Source organism: Mannheimia kashgarensis (assembly GCF_041807705.1).
Classification (GTDB): Bacteria; Pseudomonadota; Gammaproteobacteria; order Enterobacterales; family Pasteurellaceae; genus Mannheimia.
Map to the genome: position 1 here is coordinate 1 of NZ_JBGTYY010000020.1, position 18,680 is coordinate 18,680.

The 18,680-nt window shown below is 39.3% G+C and carries 17 protein-coding genes and 1 pseudogene; 14 read left to right on the top strand and 4 right to left on the bottom strand.

Annotated features, from left to right (window positions below; translation table 11 throughout):
- The 4 genes from ACERCF_RS08555 to ACERCF_RS08570 form a co-directional block, all read right to left on the bottom strand.
- Positions 1–761 (bottom strand): sugar kinase (locus ACERCF_RS08555; RefSeq protein WP_373625315.1); only part of this gene is annotated, 761 nt, incomplete at its 3' end.
- A gap of 9 nt (positions 762–770) precedes the next feature.
- Positions 771–2,174: a glucuronate isomerase gene (uxaC, locus tag ACERCF_RS08560; protein ID WP_373625316.1), complete on the bottom strand. Its 1,404-nt coding sequence runs from the start codon at positions 2,172–2,174 to the stop codon at positions 771–773.
- Positions 2,175–2,189: 15 nt separating this feature from the next.
- The gene (locus tag ACERCF_RS08565; protein ID WP_373625317.1) at positions 2,190–3,035 is read right to left on the bottom strand and encodes an SDR family oxidoreductase; all 846 of its coding nucleotides are present in this window, start codon (positions 3,033–3,035) and stop codon (positions 2,190–2,192) included.
- A gap of 77 nt (positions 3,036–3,112) precedes the next feature.
- The gene (locus ACERCF_RS08570; protein ID WP_373625318.1) at positions 3,113–4,111 is read right to left on the bottom strand and encodes a TRAP transporter substrate-binding protein; all 999 of its coding nucleotides are present in this window, start codon (positions 4,109–4,111) and stop codon (positions 3,113–3,115) included.
- A 243-nt stretch (positions 4,112–4,354) separates the two neighbouring features.
- Between ACERCF_RS08570 and ACERCF_RS08575 the strand changes: the two genes are divergently transcribed.
- The 14 genes and pseudogenes from ACERCF_RS08575 (at position 4,355) to lipB (ending at position 18,674) form a co-directional block, all read left to right on the top strand.
- Positions 4,355–4,846: a TRAP transporter small permease gene (locus ACERCF_RS08575; RefSeq protein ID WP_373625319.1), complete on the top strand. Its 492-nt coding sequence runs from the start codon at positions 4,355–4,357 to the stop codon at positions 4,844–4,846.
- Between the two features lie 16 nt (positions 4,847–4,862).
- Entirely contained in the window at positions 4,863–6,164 is a 1,302-nt protein-coding gene (locus ACERCF_RS08580) for a TRAP transporter large permease (RefSeq protein ID WP_373625320.1), read from the top strand.
- A 15-nt stretch (positions 6,165–6,179) separates the two neighbouring features.
- Positions 6,180–8,557 (top strand): annotated as a pseudogene (locus ACERCF_RS08585) (glycoside hydrolase family 31 protein).
- 23 nt (positions 8,558–8,580) lie between these two features.
- Positions 8,581–9,330, top strand: coding sequence for an FCD domain-containing protein (locus tag ACERCF_RS08590; RefSeq protein ID WP_373625321.1), 750 nt, complete (start codon positions 8,581–8,583; stop codon positions 9,328–9,330).
- A gap of 18 nt (positions 9,331–9,348) precedes the next feature.
- Positions 9,349–10,533, top strand: coding sequence for a mannonate dehydratase (gene uxuA, locus ACERCF_RS08595; RefSeq protein ID WP_373625322.1), 1,185 nt, complete (start codon positions 9,349–9,351; stop codon positions 10,531–10,533).
- Positions 10,534–10,591: 58 nt separating this feature from the next.
- Positions 10,592–11,476: a DMT family transporter gene (locus ACERCF_RS08600; RefSeq protein WP_373625323.1), complete on the top strand. Its 885-nt coding sequence runs from the start codon at positions 10,592–10,594 to the stop codon at positions 11,474–11,476.
- A 130-nt stretch (positions 11,477–11,606) separates the two neighbouring features.
- Positions 11,607–11,921, top strand: a complete 315-nt coding sequence (gene rsfS / locus ACERCF_RS08605) for a ribosome silencing factor (protein WP_373611911.1) — start codon at positions 11,607–11,609, stop codon at positions 11,919–11,921.
- 90 nt (positions 11,922–12,011) lie between these two features.
- Complete coding sequence (gene rlmH / locus ACERCF_RS08610; protein WP_373611909.1) at positions 12,012–12,479, top strand: 23S rRNA (pseudouridine(1915)-N(3))-methyltransferase RlmH; 468 nt, start codon at positions 12,012–12,014, stop codon at positions 12,477–12,479.
- Positions 12,480–12,490: 11 nt separating this feature from the next.
- A complete protein-coding gene (mrdA, locus tag ACERCF_RS08615) occupies positions 12,491–14,440 on the top strand; it encodes a penicillin-binding protein 2 (protein WP_373611908.1) in 1,950 nt (649 codons plus the stop codon).
- The gene (gene rodA / locus ACERCF_RS08620) at positions 14,433–15,560 is read left to right on the top strand and encodes a rod shape-determining protein RodA (protein WP_373625324.1); all 1,128 of its coding nucleotides are present in this window, start codon (positions 14,433–14,435) and stop codon (positions 15,558–15,560) included. The genes mrdA and rodA overlap by 8 nt, the downstream gene beginning before the upstream one ends.
- 105 nt (positions 15,561–15,665) lie before the next feature.
- On the top strand, positions 15,666–16,244 hold the full coding sequence (locus tag ACERCF_RS08625) for a septal ring lytic transglycosylase RlpA family protein (protein WP_373625325.1): 579 nt from the start codon (positions 15,666–15,668) through the stop codon (positions 16,242–16,244).
- A gap of 24 nt (positions 16,245–16,268) precedes the next feature.
- Complete coding sequence (locus ACERCF_RS08630) at positions 16,269–17,447, top strand: serine hydrolase (protein WP_373625326.1); 1,179 nt, start codon at positions 16,269–16,271, stop codon at positions 17,445–17,447.
- 154 nt (positions 17,448–17,601) lie between these two features.
- Positions 17,602–17,901 carry a DUF493 family protein YbeD gene (ybeD, locus tag ACERCF_RS08635; protein ID WP_373625327.1) on the top strand — a complete coding sequence of 100 codons (300 nt, stop codon included), beginning with the start codon at positions 17,602–17,604 and terminating at the stop codon, positions 17,899–17,901.
- A gap of 119 nt (positions 17,902–18,020) precedes the next feature.
- Positions 18,021–18,674 carry a lipoyl(octanoyl) transferase LipB gene (gene lipB / locus ACERCF_RS08640; protein WP_373625328.1) on the top strand — a complete coding sequence of 218 codons (654 nt, stop codon included), beginning with the start codon at positions 18,021–18,023 and terminating at the stop codon, positions 18,672–18,674.
- Positions 18,675–18,680 lie beyond the last annotated feature (6 nt).

The window sequence follows — 18,680 nt, forward strand, 5'->3', positions numbered from 1 at the left end:
ACCACATTTTCAACGGGAACGGTTGGCACAAAAATCTGTTTATCCTGATATTGAACTGTTGCACCAAGTGAGCCTTGTTTGACTACGATAGTTTCGATGCCATATTGAGCAAGGCGGGTAAGGGTCGCTTGCTCGTTCGCATCGCTCCAAAGCAGATGTTCATCATCAAAGGTAACAAGGGCTAAATCGACTAAGGAAAGTAAGTTAGCATAATGCTGTTGAGCGGTCTCAGCACTTTCCCACAGTTTAGGGCGATAGTTACTGTCAAAAGCGATTTTCACTCCTTGCTTTTTCAGCTCACGAAGTTGTTCGACAAGCTGAATGCGGTCATTTTCAGGCAAAATCGCCAATGAAATACCGCTCAGATAAACCATATCCGTTTCCGCCATTGCGTGTAGAGCTTTTGGATAATCAGCGTGCTGCAACAGATGACGAGCAGCGGATTGATTTCGCCAGTAGAGGAACGTCCGCTCTCCCTGATTATCTAGCTGAATGAGATAAAGCCCCGGCTGGCGTTGTTCATCACGCAAGACAAACTCCGTATTGATATTATCCTCCTGCCACGCTTCCAACATACCTTGACTGAGTTTATCCGTACCAAGAGCAGAGATATAACGTACCTCAATCTGCTCAGGCGATGTTACCCGAGCCAGATAAGTAGCGGTATTGAGTGAATCACCGCCATAAGTTTGACGCATATTCCCAAACGGCTCACCATTTAACTCAATCATACATTCGCCGATGATGGAGAGTTTTTTCATTGTTATCTCCTATTTGAAATAACGCTTAGCATTGCCGTAACAGATGTCTTTCACCATATTACCTAATAAATTTAGGTCGTTTGGTGCTTCACCTTTTTCTACCCAACTACCGATTAGCTCGCAAAGAATGCGGCGGAAGTATTCGTGGCGAGTATAGGATAGGAAACTACGAGAATCAGTGAGCATTCCAACAAATTGGCTGAGTAAGCCTAATTGTGAAAGTTGCTGTAATTGGCGTTCCATTCCATCTTTTTGGTCATTGAACCACCAGCCTGAACCGAATTGGATTTTGCCTGCAACGCCGCCTGTTTGGAAATTGCCGATCATACTGCCTAACATTTCGTTATCACGAGGATTTAAACAGTACAAAATGGTTTTTGGTAATTGGTCGGTTTGATCCATACTATCCAATAAGCGAGAGAGTGCTTCGGCAAATGGACGATCGCCGATGGAATCAAAGCCGGCATCTGCACCCAATAATTGGAACATTCTCGTATTATTGTTACGGATTGCCCCAATGTGCATTTGCATTACCCAATTTCGTTTATGATATTCTGTACCTAACCAAACTAATAAAGCGGTACTAAATTGAGCAATTTCCTCTTCTGCAAGCGGTTGATTTTGTAATCTTTTTTGCAAGATGTGATCGAGAGTTTTTTCATCAGGGATAGGTGCAAAAGGGACGATTTCAATACCGTGATCGGCCGATTTACAGCCCTGTTGATCAAAATGCTCAATGCGTTTTAGTAAGGCTTGTTTTAATTTATCAAAGGTATTGATCTCAATATCGGCCACTTTACCTAGCTGTTCAAGATAGTCATTGAATAATGGTAACTCGATTTTGAATGCTCGATCTGGTCGGAAACTTGGCACGACTTCAATATCAAACGTGTTGTCTTGGGCAATCGCTTTGTGGTGTTCTAGTGAATCAATAGGGTCATCAGTTGTTCCTACTAATTTCACATTCATCTGCTGCATAATGCCACGAGCTGAAAATTCAGGTTGTTGCAGTAATTCTTTGCCTTGATGCCAAATTTTTTCTGCTGTTTCGGGCGAGAAAAGCGTGTTTGTAATGCCAAATGGACGGCGTAATTCTAAGTGTGTCCAGTGATAAATTGGGTTACCGATACATTTTGGCATAGTGCTTGCAAACGCTAAGTATTTACTGTATTTGTCGGCATCGCCCGTGATTAAACGCTCTTCAATGCCTGCCGAACGCATTGCCCGCCATTTATAGTGATCACCCTCTAACCAAATTTCGGCTAAATCGTTGAATTGACGATTTTCTGCAATCTCTTTTGGATTAAGGTGGCAGTGATAGTCAAAGATGGGTTGATCTTTTGCATAATCGTGATAGAGCTTTTGAGCGGTTGGCGTTGAAAGCAAAAAATCTTCACATAAAAATGGTTTCATAAAGACCTCGCTTAGTTATACGCCGCTATAGGCAGAGAACCCACCATCAACAGGTACAATCACTCCATTGACGAAACTTGAATATTGGCTATCCACCAAAAATAGTAATGCACCTAATAATTCTTCTGGTTCACCAAAACGCCCCATAGGCGTATTAGTTAAAATTTTATTCGCACGGGCAGTAGGATTGCCTTCGCTGTCAAAGAGTAGTCCACGATTTTGATTGCTCACTAAGAAACCCGGTGCAATCGCATTACAACGAATTCCCACTTTAGAGAAGTAAACGGCAAGCCATTGCGTAAAGTTACTAATCGCCGCTTTTGCACCCGAATAAGCCGGAATTTTGGTTAATGGGGTGAAGGCATTCATACTTGAAATGTTAATGATGTTAGCTCCCTCTTTACCAATCATATCTTTGGCAAAAATTTGGGTAGGGAGTAACGTGCCTAAGTAATTTAAGTTAAACACAAACTCAATACCGCTTTTATCTAATTCAAAGAATGATTTGGTATTTTCCGGTAAATCTACCTCGTGAAATTCATTGTCGGTAGTCGCTTTCGGATTATTGCCGCCAGCCCCGTTGATTAAAATATCGCAAGTTCCGAAATCAGCCGTAACTTGGTCGCGTACGGCTTTAATATTATCTAATTCTAGAACGTTTGTTTGGTAAGCTTTAGCAATTCCGCCCTCAGAAGAGATTTCATCTGCTATTTTTTGTGCAGCTTCTAAATTTAAATCAAGCAAAGCAATTTTTGCTTTCGTTTTAGCTAATTCTTTGGCTAAGAAAGCACATAAAACACCGCCAGCACCTGTAACAACAATAACTTTATCTTTTAAATTGTGATTCTGTGCAATATTCATTAATTTATCCTCTCTATTTATTTTTTATAAAAATCTATTGCTACCTTTGGTAGCAATAGATTTATGCTTGTTTTGAATTATTTAGCTGTTGGAGCTAAAGCATCAATTTTTTCGATTAAGCCACCAATTACAGGATTCGCTTTTGCTTCATCTTTCATTGGTTTAGTTGCATCAATAAACGGTTGTTTTTCAACTGTGATGAATTTAACGCCCATTTGTTCTTGTGCTTTTTTCTTCTCCTCCTCAATCATTTTTGCCCATAAATCTTTATGCGACATCATTGAGTTATCAGCAGCTATTTTGATTGCTTTTTGTTGTTCAGGTGTTAATTTAGCCCACGTTTTTTCACTGATTAATAACACATCTGGGATCATTGTATGTTCATCTTGGCTAAAGATTTTTGACACCTCGCCGTGACGAGCAAGTGTTAATGCGGTTTCATTGTTTTCTGCCGCATCAACCACTTTTTGTTGTAAAGCGGTATAAAGCTCACCGTATGCTAAAGGTGTTGCTGAGCCGCCAAGAAGCTCCATCATTTTTACCGCACTTGGGCTTGGTTGAACACGAACTTTTAAGCCTTTTAAATCAGCCGGTGTTCTGATTTCTTTATTTGCATAGAAACTACGAGCACCACCATCATAATAGGTTAAACCTAAGAAACCTTTTCCTTTAGAAGCTTCTAAGATTTTTTGACCTACTTCAGGATCTTTTAATGCGGTGTAGTAGTGATCTACGTTATGGAATAAGTAAGGAATATTAAATGCTCCATAGGTTGGTTCGAATGATTCCATTTCACTTGCGTTTGATTTTGCCATATCTAGTGAACCTGCTTGTAGTAATTCGATAGACTCACGTTGTGTACCTAATTGGCTATTTGGATAAACACGAATGACGACTTCTCCATTGGTTAATTCTTTGACTTCATCTGCCATTTTTTGCATAGAAATATGGACTGGGTGAGTTTTATCATTATTATGATTTAACTTTAATGTTGTTCTTGCTGAAGCAGAAAATGCTAGACCTAAAGATAAAGCTGTTGCTAAAGAAGCTGAAAGAAGTGTTTTTTTAGTGAGCATATTGAGTTCTCCTAGATAAATATAAAATTTCAAAATCTACAACAAATCTACAATTCATGAATGTACCTATTTGCTGAATTGTTGAACTATCATACAAATCTATTTTGGACATATCAAACCAAAATTTTCAAATTGGTGATCCAGATCACAAAATTAATAATTAATTATTGCAAAAAACAATCAAATTTATCAAAATTGGTTTACCAATTATTTTGGTATCACTACATTTTAAAAGAGGGTTGTATGGATAATTTTGTATCTAAGATTGATAAAGTCTTATCTGCCTTATGTGTAATCATCAGTATTCTTCTTGTTGTGTGTGTTGTTTGGCAAGTATTTTCGCGCTTCGTTTTACAAGATCCGAGTGTGTATACCGATGAATTAGCTCGTTTTTCATTTATTTGGGTAGGTTTAATTGGGGCAGCTTATGCGTTCGGTCAGAAAAAGCATTTGGCTATTGATTTATTGGCAACGAAATTAGAATCTTCACCAGATAAATTAAGACGATTAAATTTTGTTGTGAACTTAATTAGTTTATGTTTCATTGCGCTGGTTATGTGCTATGGAGGTATTAAATTAGTTAATAGCACAATAGATGCTGGACAAGTTTCACCTGTCCTTGGTATTGAAATGGGATTAGTTTACAGCGCTATTCCTCTCAGTGGTTTTTTCATGGTGATTTATGTTATTCGCGATCTATTTGCATTAGCTAAATCAGAATCTTCGTCAAATTAATACAGGAGAACATATTATGGAATGGTCCGTTGTACTTGTTCTTTGTTCCACATTCTTTCTTTTCCTTTTTATTGGTGTACCAATTTCATTTTCGATTGGTCTAGCATCCCTTATTACGGTGATGATGTCTATTCCGTTTGATGCTGCTATTACAGTAATTACTCAAAAAATGGCTTCAGGTTTAGATAGCTTCTCATTACTTGCTATCCCATTCTTTATTCTTGCAGGTAATATTATGAATAGAGGGGGTATTGCTTTACGTTTAATTGAATTTGCTAAAGTGATTGGTGGTCGTTTGCCAGGTTCTTTAGCTCACGTAAACGTTCTGGCAAATATGATGTTCGGCTCAATATCTGGTTCTGCAGTTGCTTCTGGTGCTGCGATGGGAGGCATTATGGCTCCTTTACAAAAGAAAGAAGGCTATGATCCTGCATTTTCCGCAGCGGTGAATATCTCATCTTGTCCTACAGGCTTATTAATTCCACCAAGTAATACGTTTATTGTTTATTCTTTGGTAACAGGTGGTACATCAATTGGGGCTCTATTTTTAGCTGGATATATTCCTGGCATCATCATGGGATTATCTATTATGTTGATTGTTGGATATATAGCTAAAAAGCGTAATTACCCTGTTTCTCCGAAGGCAAAGACATCAGAAGTTGTGAAGAAAACATTAGATGCTTTACCAAGTCTTGGACTAATTGTCGTTGTTATGGGCGGAATTATTGGTGGTGTATTTACAGAAACAGAAGCTTCAGCATTTGCGGTTGTTTATACCTTAATTCTCGCAGTACTAATTTACAGAGAAGTATCTATTAAAGAATTACCAAAAGTGATTTTAGAGTCTGTGGTAACGACAGCAATTGTTCTTCTTTTAATTGGAACATCAATGGGGATGTCTTGGGTAATGGCAAATGCGGATATCCCTTATATGATCAGTGATGGTTTACTTGCAGTATCAGATAACCCTATTGTTATTCTATTAATCATCAATATTATTTTATTAATTGTTGGTGTGTTTATGGATATGACCCCAGCATTGCTTATCTTTACTCCAATTTTCTTCCCTATTGTTACTGATTTAGGTATAGACCCAGTTCACTTTGGTATTTTAATGGCATTTAATTTATCAATCGGTATCTGTACACCTCCAGTTGGTAGTGCTCTATTTATAGGTTGCTCGGTAGGTGGAGTGAAAATTAATCAAGTGATTAAGCCACTATTACCATTCTATTTTGCATTAATTTTTGCTTTATTGCTTGTTACTTATGTTCCAGCAATCAGCCTGACATTACCAAAATTAATTTTAGGATATTAATTTAAGGATGACTCAATGAAAACATTAAAAAACTGGAAGTTTATCAAAAGTAAAAATAATCGAGTGGATATTCAATGTGAACGTGATGTTGGATTACATATTTTTGTTCTGGAAGAGGATATTTTCCGTATAGCCTTTGCTCGTGATAATGAGTTTAAAGTTCCTGCAACTTGGGCAGTTAGCCCTAATGCCGATGATGTGCAATGGGAAGGTAGAGATAAGTGGTCTGTAGAAGGTTTTTCATTACCAGATTACAGTATAAGTGAATTTGCAAATTCTTTAGAAATTTCGACCACTTGTTTAAAAGTGATTGTTCATCAGCCCCTTTATTTAGAATGGCAACATAAAGTGGATGGGGAATGGAAAACCTTTGCATCAGATAGAAAAACAGGTGCTTACCTATTCGGTATTTCTAAAACTAATGTTACGCATTATTTAAATCGTAGTGTGAATGAACAATATTATGGTTTAGGGGAAAAAACAGGGAATTTAAATCGACACGGTCGCCGTTTTGAAATGCGTAATATTGATGCAATGGGCTATAACGCAGAACATATGGATCCGCTTTATAAACATATTCCGTTTTATATTACCCATTCAGAAGAAGCGAGTTACGGTATTTATTACGATAACTTAGCTCCTTGTTGGTTTGTTTTAGGTAGCGAGATTGATAACTACCACGCCTATTATCGTAACTATAAAGCGGAAGATGGCGATCTAGATTACTATATGATTTTAGGCCCACAAATTTTAGAAGTAACTAAAAAATATGCCAAATTAACAGGTGGTACAATTTTTGGTCCTCGTTGGAGCTTAGGCTATAGCGGTTCAACGATGAGTTATACTGATGCTCCAGATGCTCAAGAACAGCTGAAAAAATTTGTTGATTTATGTCGTGAGCATAATATTCCGTGCGATTCATTCCAATTATCGTCAGGCTATACCTCTATTAATGGTAAGCGTTATGTATTCAACTGGAATTATGACAAAGTTCCTCAGCCTAAATTAATGAGTAAATACTTCTTAGATGCTGGAATGAATTTGGCGGCGAATATTAAGCCTTGTTTATTGCAAGATCATCCTCGTTATAATGAAGTAGCGGAAAAAGGCTTATTTATTCAAGATTCAGAATCTGATAATCCAGAGCGTTCAATGTTTGGGATGATGAAGGTTCGCACTTAGATTTCACTAACCCCGCAACGGTAGATTGGTGGAAATCTAATGTGAAAACTCAATTAATAGAAATGGGTATTGGTTCAACGTGGAATGATAATAATGAGTACGAGGTTTGGGACGATTATGCTAAATGTCATTTCTTTGGTAAAGGGCTACCGATTAAACTTATTCGCCCACTTCAGCCATTGTTAATGATGAAATCGTCCTTTGAGGCTCAGAAAGAGTTTGCTCCAAATATCCGGCCTTATTTGATCTCTCGTTCCGGCTCATCAGGAATGAACCGTTATGTTCAAACGTGGTCTGGCGATAATCGTACTAGCTGGCATACATTGAAATACAACATCAAAATGGGCTTAGGTATGAGCTTGTCGGCTTTATATAATGTTGGACACGATGTGGGTGGTTTCTCTGGCAATAAACCTGAGCCAGAACTATTTGTACGTTGGGTTCAAAATGGCGTAATGCAACCACGTTTTACAATCCACTCTTGGAATGATGATAAAACAGTAAATGAGCCGTGGATGTATCCTGAAGTCACGAATATTATTCGTGACACTATTCAGCTTCGTTATCGCTTAATGCCTTATATCTACAATTTGCTATGGCAAGCACATACACAAGCAGAGCCAATGCTACGTCCGACATTCCTAGATCACGAACAGGATAAAAATACCTTTGCTGAAAATGATGATTACCTATTCGGTAGGGATTTATTAGTTGCTTCTGTGGTAGAAGAAGGGCAACGTAAACGTGATGTTTATTTACCTCGTAACTATGCAGGTTGGTATGATTTTTATACACATCAATGGTATTATGGCGGCGAGACTATCACAGTTGATGCACCTTTAGAGCGTATCCCGTTATTCCTAAGAGCAGGTTCGATTATTCCTCTTAGCTCAAAAGGACGCTCTAATACATTAACAGATAATTATCGTGAATTATTCATTATGCCGTTTATTGATCAAGGTAAAACCACTTCCTCTATTTTTGATGATGATGGAGCAAGTTTTGACTATCTAAACGGCAAACACTTAACTTTAGACATTGAGTTAGATTGTTCAAATACCGCAATTAAAGTCAATTTAACGAAAACAGGTCAGTATGAGCCGCAATATAAAGAACTTGTCTTTAGCTTGCCTCATACGGAAAAACGTCAATTCATTGTGAATGGCAAACCTGTTGAAAATGGCTATAAGTTATCTATTTCAGATATTTAATTAGAGGCACTATTAGACACATTATGGCACCTGAAGAGCTACGTTCTTATAAAAAAATTGGACAAGAGTTAAAAGCAGAATTATTAAGTGGAGCTTATAAAGTAGGCGATAAATTACCTGCAGAGCGTGATTTATCGAATTACTTTAATGTAAGTCGCACCGTTATTCGTGAAGCACTGATTATGCTTGAACTGGAAAATTTAGTCGAAGTTCGTAAAGGTTCGGGTGTTTATGTGACTCATTTGCCAAAAGCAAATATTGAAGAAACAGATGATTTACCTGATGTTGGGCCGTTTGAATTGTTACAAGCAAGACAATTATTGGAAAGTAGCATTGCCGAATTTGCAGCAATTCAAGCAACTAGAGCAGATGTTTTACATCTGAAAGAAATTTTAGAGCGTGAGCGTAAGACATTGGAACACGGTGATGTAGATTATGTTGCAGATGAGGATTTTCATAAAGCGATTGCGGAAATTACGCAAAATGAAGTGATTATTCGTATGCAAAAAGATCTGTGGGAATATAGAACAAATAGCCCGATGTGGAAAGGCTTACATGCTCATATTCCTGATCAAAGCTACCGCTATTTATGGTTGAAAGATCACGAAAATATTATCGCCGCTATACAGCGAAAAGATCCTGTAATGGCGAGAAAAATGATGTGGCAGCATTTGGAAAATGTTAAGCAAAAGCTATTTGAATTATCGGATTTAGATGATCCAAACTTTGATGGATACTTGTTTAATGTGAGTCCATTAGCTGTCAATTTTTAATATAACGAGGAGTTTACTATGGAACAAGCATGGCGTTGGTATGGACCAAATGATCCTGTCTCTTTAGATGATGTAAGACAAGCGGGGGCAACAGGTATTGTGACTGCATTGCACCACATTCCAAACGGGCAGGTTTGGTCGATAGAGGAAATCAATAAGCGTAAGGCTTTGTTGGAAGAAAAAGGGCTGGTTTGGTCGGTGGTTGAGAGCGTGCCTGTTCACGAAGAAATCAAAACGCAAACGGGCAATTTCCAGCAGTGGATTGATAACTACAAGCAAACGTTGCGTAACCTTGCTGAGTGTGGCATTGATACGGTCTGCTACAATTTTATGCCTGTGCTGGATTGGACGAGAACCGATCTTGAATACGAAATGCCAGACGGCTCAAAAGCCCTGCGTTTTGACCAAGTTGCCTTTGCTGCCTTTGAGCTTTATATCTTAAAACGCCCAGGAGCAGAAGAGACCTATTCAGCGGCGGAGCGAGAAGAAGCGAAGGCTTATTTTGATAAGATGAGTGAAGCCGATATTACGAAACTCACGAAAAACATTATTGCCGGTTTACCGGGGTCGGAAGAGGGTTATACGCTCGAAGAATTCCAAGCTCAGCTTGATCGCTATAAAGGCATTTCTGCTGAGAAATTCCGCACTCACTTAGCCTATTTCTTAAATGAAATTGTACCGGTGGCTCAGGAAGTGGGTATTCGTATGGCAATTCACCCTGACGATCCACCACGCCCGATTTTAGGCTTGCCACGCATTGTTTCAACCATTGAAGATATGCAATGGTTTGTGGAAACTCAACCGCTTGCAGCCAATGGTTTTACGTTCTGTACAGGTTCATACGGTGTGTTGGCGGAGAACGATTTAGTCAAAATGGCAGAAACTTTTGCTGATCGTATTTACTTTACCCATTTGCGTGCCACACAGCGTGAAGACAATCCAAAAAGTTTCCACGAAGCCGATCACTTAGCGGGTGATGTGGATATGTTCGGGGTGGTTAAAGTGATTTTAGCTGAAGAACATCGCCGTAAGGCCAATGGCGATCACCGCTTAATTCCAATGCGTCCTGATCACGGTCATCAAATGTTAGATGACCTCAAGAAAAAGACCAATCCGGGCTACTCTGCGATTGGGCGTTTAAGAGGTTTGGCGGAAATTCGTGGTTTAGAATTAGCATTGAAAAGAGTTTATTTTAATGACTAAACTTTGTTGATCTAAAGGTTCTCTTTATTGAGAGAACCTTTTTCATTAGACGAAAAATATGTTTAAAAAACACTTCGGAGAAATAATCCTTTTCCTCGTAACTTTCATCGCAGCTTCAGGTTGGTTTTTCTCTAAAAATGCGTTAGCTGGCTTTCCGCCTATTGGTTTTATGGGAGTTCGTTTCCTTTTCGCGGCTGTGATTATGTTGCCATTTTCTTATAAGCAACTAAAAACACTCAATAAAACTCAATTCAAATATTCTGCTATTACTGGCGGAACTTATGGTATTTATATTATTTGCTGGGTGTTAGGGCTGGCGTTTAGCACGGTTTTTGGTGAAGGGGCATTTTTAGTTAGTCTTGCAATGCTTATTGCTCCTTTATTGTCTTGGATTATCTTTAAACACACACCTGCCAAAATATTTTGGATTGCGTTACCCATTGCCTTAGCTGGGCTTTATTGCCTTTCTATAGATAAAGACATATTCCGCTTTTCATTAGGCAGTTCCATTTTTCTCCTTTCTTCATTATCAGGTGCTTTGTATTTTGTGCTGAATAACCAATATGCGAAGCAAGTGAAATTATTGCCTTTAACGACGGTTCAACTGGCAATGGTAGGGATTATTTGCAGTATTTATTCTTTAATAATGGAAACTTGGACTTTCCCTATTCCCAATAGCGTTTGGATATGGTTTTTTGCTAGTGTACTCATTTCTACCAATTTGCGTTTTTTACTACAAACCATCGGGCAGAAGCATTGCCAGATTGCAACTTCATCACTCATTATGTTACTTGAACCGGTCTGGACATTATTGCTGAGCATTATAATTTTGGGAGAACAACTCAGTGCTATAAAATGGTTAGGCTGTAGTCTAATTTTGGGAGCGTTGATTATTTATCGATTACCTGCTATTTGGACAAGAAGAAAACCGTTTACCAGATGAACCTCACTCTTTAATAAGATATACAAGCGGTCGTTTTTGCAAAAAATCTCGCAAAATGACCGCTTGTTGTCTTACATCTTCCTAATCTATGTTAAAATTCTCTGTTTTTATGATATGAGAGAGAAATAAAGTGGAACAAAATTTAGTCGAATTTTTAACAAAAACCTTAGATGATTTAAAGGCAAAAGATATTCTAGCCATTGATGTGAAAGGTAAATCAAGCATTACGGATACAATGATTTTAGCGACAGGAACATCAAGTCGCCACGTGGCTTCAACAGCAGATCGTTTGATTAGTGAAGCGAAACAAGCGGGTTTTGAAGTGTTTGGCGATGAAGGTAAAGCAGTGGCAGATTGGATTGTGGTGGATTTCGGGCAAGCGATTGTTCACTTACTGCAAGAAGAGAGTCGTGAGATCTATCAATTAGAGAAACTTTGGGCGTAATTCTTGTTTAAATCACACTGCAAGCGGTTATTTTTGGTTGGTTTTTTGCAAATTTCTCGAAAAATGTAACCGCTTGCGAGCATCAGAAAAATGAAAATTCAATTAATTGCAGTTGGCACAAAAATGCCAGCTTGGGTAACAACGGGGTTTGAAGAGTATCAACGCCGTTTTCCGAAAGATATGTCCTTTGAACTCATTGAAATCCCCGCAGGAAAGCGAGGCAAGAATGCCGATACCAAACGCATTTTAGAGCTTGAAGGCAAAGCAATGTTGGCGGCGGCAGGAAAAGCAAAAATTGTTACTTTAGATATTCCGGGTAAGGCTTGGACAACCGAGCAGTTAGCCTCCCAGCTAGAAGGTTGGAAAAACGATGGGCGAGATGTTGCTTTGTTAATTGGCGGCCCGGAAGGATTATCCCCTGAGTGCAAAGCAGCTGCGGAGCAGAGTTGGTCGTTATCGCCTTTAACATTACCACACCCGCTTGTGCGTGTGGTGGTGGCAGAAAGTTTGTATCGGGCGTGGTCAGTAACCATTAATCACCCCTATCATCGAGAATAGTTATTAGAGATATGTTTGGCAAATTAGCAAAATTCACTTCATCAAATCAGCGAGAAAAGGTACGAGACGGGCAGGCAGAAAGCAATCTGTATGCCCGCCGTGCCTTAGTTGCGTTTGTGGGGGTGCTTGCCTTAACGGGCGTGTTGTTAGCTAATCTGTATCATTTACAAGTGGTTAATTATGATGACTACCAAACACGCTCAAATGGCAACCGTATTAAATTATTACCAGTGCCACCAGCTCGAGGCTTAATTTATGACCGTAATGGCAAAGTATTAGCAGAAAATCTGACCTATTTTGGGCTGTTTATCGTGCCGGAAAAAACAGAGAATATTGAGCAGACATTGGAAGAACTCAAGGAAGTGGTTGGGCTAACAGACGAAGATATCGAGAACTACAATAAAGAGAAAAAACGTACCTCTCGTTATACGCCGATTATGCTCAAAGGTAACTTGAATGAAACCCAAATGGCACGTTTTGCGGTAAACCAGTATCGTTTTCCAAGTTTAGATGTGCAGGCATATTACAAGCGTAATTATCCTTATGGTGAATTATTAACCCATATTATCGGTTATGTAGCGAAAATTAACGAAAATGATAAGAAAAAGCTGCAAGAAGAAGGGAAATTCGGTAATTATGCAGGTTCGCACGATATGGGAAAACTCGGTATTGAGAAATTCTACGAAGACCAGTTACACGGTGTAACAGGTTTTGAGGAAGTAGAAATTAACAATCGAGGTAAAGTAATCCGTAAATTGCGTGACCAACCGGGTATTGCTGGCAGTAGCATTCGCTTAAGTATTGATGTGGAATTGCAACAATATGTGATGTCATTAATTTCCGATCATAAAGGTGCGGTTGTAGTGCTAGATCCTCGTGATAGCAGCATTTTGGCGATGGTGTCTAACCCAAGTTATGACAATAATTTATTTGTTGGCGGCATTTCAAGTAAAGATTACAAAGCCTTGCTTGATGACCCTGACAGACCGCTTTATAGCCGTGTAACACAAGGGACTTATCCACCAGCATCGACTATCAAAGCATTTATGGCGGTAGCTGGTTTGGAAGAGGGGCTGATTACGCCAACCACCACGATTTCTGATCCCGGCTATTGGATTTTACCCGGCACAACTCAACGCTATCGAGACTGGAAACGCAGCGGACACGGTGCAACCAATGTGAATAAAGCGATTACTGAATCGTCAGATACTTTCTTCTATCAGTTAGCATATAAAATGGGGATTGATAAAATGTCGGATTGGATGAAGAAATTCGGCTTTGGGGTAAAAACAGGTATTGATATTTTTGAAGAGTCGGCAGGCATAATGCCAACCCGTGAATGGAAGCAAAAACGCTATAAAAAACCTTGGGTGCAAGGCGATACCATTCCGGTTGGAATTGGGCAAGGTTATTGGATTTCAACCCCATTGCAGCTAGCAAAAGCAACCGCAGTGTTAATTAATAATGGACGAGTGAACACCCCCCATTTAATGCTTGAAGTACAAAGCAGTAATTCCGTTACGCCTTATAAAGACCCATTACTCTACGAGGATATTAAAGGTGTGCCGGATTCTTACTGGAACTTAGCAAAACTTGGAATGTATAACGTAAACCACGCTTCAAACGGCACAGCTCGCAAAGTGTTTGCCAGTGCATTTTACCACTCAGCAGGGAAAACAGGAACAGCCCAGGTATTCAACCTAAATGGTAAAAACTACGACAAGAATGCAATTAAAAAAGAGTTGCACGATCACGCTTGGTATATCGGCTACGCACCTTATGAGAATCCGCAAATGGTGGTGGCGTTAATTTTAGAAAACGCCGGCGGAGGCGGTAGTGCAGCTGCGCCTGTTGCCCGAAAAATTATGGATTATGTGTTAAGAAAGGGCGTTGATGCAAAAACGGATTTGCAAAATGCAGAACAAAATAGACCGCTTGTAACAGAGGAAAATAATGAATAACAGAGTTAAAAAACTTTTTTGGAAGATTTTTTCGCTCGATCTTCTTTTATTAATCGGGTTATTAGCGGTTACGGGCTACGGTTTATTGGTACTGTACAGTGCAAGTGGAGGAAGCGAGAAAATGTTTACAAGCCGAGTGGTGCAAGTCTCACTTGGTTTGGGCTTAATGCTGGTGATGGCAATGTTTCCACCACGTTTTTATCAAAAAGTGTCGCCTTATTTGTATGTTTTTTGCTTAATATTATTGATTTTGGTGGACTTAGTTGGCGAAACCAGTAAAGGGGCTCAGCGTTGGTTAAATTTAGGCTTTGTTCGCTTTCAGCCTTCTGAAATTGCGAAGCTTGCCGTGCCGTTAATGGTTGCTACTTATTTAAGTAAGCGACCACTTCCGCCAAGCTTTAAAGATACCTTTATCGCTCTAGCAATTATTATTGTGCCAACCCTATTAGTGGCGATTCAGCCTGACTTAGGTACTTCTATTTTGGTTTGTTCGGCAGGGCTTTTTGTGCTGTTTTTAGCAGGACTGAGCTGGAAATTGATTGGTGCTGGCGTGGTGTTTTTGGCAGGCTTTATTCCGATAATGTGGTTTTTCTTGATGCACGATTACCAAAAAACAAGGGTAATGACGCTCATTGACCCCGATAAAGACCCGCTCGGGGCAGGCTATCATATTATCCAATCGAAAATTGCAATAGGCTCCGGTGGTATTAACGGTAAAGGTTGGATGGAAGGCACGCAATCGCAACTGGAATTTTTGCCTGAACCGCACACTGATTTTATTTTTGCCGTTTTAAGTGAAGAACATGGTATGATAGGCGTCTTGATTTTGCTGGCTATCTATTTGTTTATTATTGCTAGAGGCTTAATGATTGGTACAAAATCAGATTCCGCCTTTGGGCGTATATTATCGGGCGGTACAGCCCTATTGTTCTTTGTTTACGTTTTTGTAAATATTGGAATGGTAAGTGGTATTTTACCCGTAGTCGGTGTACCATTACCGCTCTTTAGCTATGGTGGAACATCTTATGTTACTCTGATGGCTGCGTTTGGCTTGATGATGTCTACCTATGTGCATCGTAAACGTACAGGGAGTAATAACCCTTACGACAAGCTGAAATAAATAGGGTATCAACGCCCTGAACTTTTGCTTTTTTGTGGTATCAAAAAGCAGTGAAACTATCATCGTTACAAACAATAGCGACATCCACATAGAGGAAAAACTTATATGAGATTAGGTAAAATTGTAACCCTGTTGTTAGCTGGACTTCTGACTTTTAGTTCATTAAATGCTTTGGCTGCGACAAAGAATACAAAGGCTAAGTCGAGTATCTCAACAAAGAAGCAAACAGCTTCTAAAGCAACAAAAAAGACGGCAAAAACTGCCAAAAAAGTAACGGCTAAAGCCGTAAAAAAAGAGACAGCAGCGATTAAAAAACAATCGCCAAAGAATCTCCATAAACAGGTTACCAGTAAACATTTTCAAACAGGTGTAGCGAGCTATTATGCGAATAAATTTAATGGACGCCGCACAGCAAACGGGGAAATCTTTAGCAATGCAAAATTAACAGCAGCACATAAAACATTACCTTTTGGTACATTAATTGAAGTAACCAATATACGTAATGGGCGTTCTGTTATTGTGCGTGTAAATGATAGAGGTCCGTATGCTCACGCTAGAGTAGTGGATTTATCTTCTGCAGCAGCTAAAAAAATTGGTATGCACCATTCAGGTATAGCTAAAGTGAAGATTGCAGTAGTAAATAAAAATGCAAATTTAACCAAAGACCTTTATGCTCTGTATTAATTGAAGAGGAATTTAGACGAATTTATGAAAAAAACATTAGTGAAAGCCATCAGTGTTGTTAGCCTTGCAGTATCAAGCATTGCTTACGCTGATTTGAATACAGACTTTAACCTACAAGCTCCACAAATTAATGCACAAACTTATATTTTGATGGATTATACTTCTGGAGAAGTATTAGCGAGCTTAAACCCTGACCAACGCCAATACCCTGCATCATTGACAAAAATGATGACGAGCTATGTAGTGGGCGAAGCATTAAGGGAAGGGAAGATCAGCAATAGCGATATGGTTACAGTAACGGAAAACTCTTGGGCACAAAAGTTTCCAGGTTCGTCATTAATGTTCTTAGAGTTGAACACGAAAGTATCTGTTGCAGATCTAATGAAAGGCTTGATTATCGTATCAGGTAATGACGCTTCTGTAGCGCTTGCTGAACATGTTTCTGGTTCAGAAGCCGCATTCATTAATGAAATGAACAAATATGTACAGCAGTTCGGGTTGAAAAACACGCATTTTACGACGGTACACGGCTTAGACCACCCGGAGCAATATTCTTCAGCTCGTGATATGGCAATCATTGGGGCTCATATTATACGTGACCACCCAGAAGAGTACAAAATTCATGCAGAAAAAGAGTTTCAATATAATATTAAAAAACCACAACCAAACCGTAACGGTTTATTGTGGGATAAAACCATTCAAGTTGATGGCTTGAAAACAGGTCATACAAATAAAGCAGGTTATAACTTGGTCGCTTCGGCGGTTAATCCAAATACCCGTTTGATTTCGGTGGTAATGGGCGTACCAACTTACAAAGGTCGTGAAGTTGAAAGTAAGAAATTACTCCAATGGGGATTTGCTAACTTTGAAACCATCAAATCACTCCCGGCTGCACAATCTGTTGCAGAGCAAAGCGTTTATTATGGTGAAGTGAATAAAGTACAGTTAGGGTCGATGCAAGATAGCTTTGTCACTATTCCAAAAGGTAGAGTAGCAGACTTAAAAGCACGCTATGAGTTAGAGAAGAAAAACCTCGAAGCCCCTTTAGCAAAAGGGCAAGTAGTGGGTAAAATGATTTACCAATTAGACGGTAAAGATGTGGCAAGCACTAACTTACAAGCCTTACAAGATGTGCCTGAAGCCGGTATTTTCGGCAAAGCGTGGGATTGGATTGCTTTAACAGTGAAGAGCCTTTTTGACTAATCTTGTAATTTAGTATTTTATCCCCATTTTAGGTGGAGCAGATCAAGCGGTGTGATTTTGCAAAAAATTTGCAAAATTTCACCGCTTACCGTTTTAGATTAGTATATAGAAAATATAGGGGCGAAAAATCTTTCGCCCGAAGAAGGAGAAAAAAATGTCTCAATCAAAAGCAATTAACTTACAAGATTTACCACAAGCTAAATTAAAAGATTTATTAGAGTTTCCGTGTAATTTCACCTTTAAAGTGGTGGGGGCAAACCGAGAAGATTTAGTGGATGACGTGGTTGTTGTTACCCAAAAATATGCCAAAGGCGATTACAACCCTCGTGAGCAAAAAAGTTCTAAAGGAACTTACAACTCTGTTTCTATTGATATTATTGCGGAAAATATCGAACAGGTAGAAACGCTCTACACAGAACTCGCTAAAATTAATGGCGTGAGAATGGTGTTGTAACCTAATTCTTTTAGATACAGGCGGAATAATATTGACGTAGGGGCGGGTCCAGTGCCCGCCCGAATATCAGCGGATAGGCGTAGGTTCCCTCCTACAATAATTTAGAATTTGTATAAAAAATGAAATTAATTATTCGCCAGCTCGGCATTCAACCTTACGAAGATGTATGGCATCAAATGCAATCTTTCACAGATCATCGTGATGAAAATACCGATGATGAAATTTGGCTGGTTCAGCACCCTGCTGTGTTTACGCAAGGCTCTGCGGGTAAGCCCGAACATCTGCTTAATCCAACGAATATTCCTGTAGTGCAAAGCGATCGTGGAGGTCAAATTACTTATCACGGCGAAGGGCAGCAAATTATGTATGTGCTGATTGATATCAAACGGCTGAAATCTCAAGGTAGAGAGGTGTCGGTGCGAGATTTGGTTACAGCCCTTGAGCAAACAGTGGTGAGAACGCTTGCTGATTATGGCATTGAGAGCTACCCAAAAGCAGACGCACCGGGTGTTTATGTGAATGAGCGGAAAATCTGCTCACTCGGTTTACGCATTCGTAAAGGCTGCTCTTTTCACGGCTTGGCACTGAATATCAATATGGATTTAACGCCATTTAGAAACATTAACCCGTGCGGTTATGCAGGGCTTGAAATGTGCCAGTTAAGTGAATTAATCAATCAAAACGATTTAGATTGCTCGGACATTTCGCCTAAATTAGTCGAGCACTTTAGTGCGATTTTGGACTATAATGATAAACAATTTATTAACAACTAGGATATA

Coding starts and splice junctions, on each gene's coding strand:
- ACERCF_RS08580 (WP_373625320.1), top strand. CDS start 4,863: ATGGAATGGTCCGTTGTACTTGTTCTTTGTTCCACATTCTTTCTTTTC.
- ACERCF_RS08570 (WP_373625318.1), bottom strand. CDS start 4,111: ATGCTCACTAAAAAAACACTTCTTTCAGCTTCTTTAGCAACAGCTTTA.
- ACERCF_RS08575 (WP_373625319.1), top strand. CDS start 4,355: ATGGATAATTTTGTATCTAAGATTGATAAAGTCTTATCTGCCTTATGT.
- rlmH (WP_373611909.1), top strand. CDS start 12,012: ATGAAAATTCAATTAATTGCAGTTGGCACAAAAATGCCAGCTTGGGTA.
- lipB (WP_373625328.1), top strand. CDS start 18,021: ATGAAATTAATTATTCGCCAGCTCGGCATTCAACCTTACGAAGATGTA.
- ACERCF_RS08590 (WP_373625321.1), top strand. CDS start 8,581: ATGGCACCTGAAGAGCTACGTTCTTATAAAAAAATTGGACAAGAGTTA.
- uxuA (WP_373625322.1), top strand. CDS start 9,349: ATGGAACAAGCATGGCGTTGGTATGGACCAAATGATCCTGTCTCTTTA.
- ybeD (WP_373625327.1), top strand. CDS start 17,602: ATGTCTCAATCAAAAGCAATTAACTTACAAGATTTACCACAAGCTAAA.
- uxaC (WP_373625316.1), bottom strand. CDS start 2,174: ATGAAACCATTTTTATGTGAAGATTTTTTGCTTTCAACGCCAACCGCT.
- mrdA (WP_373611908.1), top strand. CDS start 12,491: ATGTTTGGCAAATTAGCAAAATTCACTTCATCAAATCAGCGAGAAAAG.
- ACERCF_RS08565 (WP_373625317.1), bottom strand. CDS start 3,035: ATGAATATTGCACAGAATCACAATTTAAAAGATAAAGTTATTGTTGTT.
- ACERCF_RS08600 (WP_373625323.1), top strand. CDS start 10,592: ATGTTTAAAAAACACTTCGGAGAAATAATCCTTTTCCTCGTAACTTTC.
- rodA (WP_373625324.1), top strand. CDS start 14,433: ATGAATAACAGAGTTAAAAAACTTTTTTGGAAGATTTTTTCGCTCGAT.
- ACERCF_RS08630 (WP_373625326.1), top strand. CDS start 16,269: ATGAAAAAAACATTAGTGAAAGCCATCAGTGTTGTTAGCCTTGCAGTA.
- ACERCF_RS08625 (WP_373625325.1), top strand. CDS start 15,666: ATGAGATTAGGTAAAATTGTAACCCTGTTGTTAGCTGGACTTCTGACT.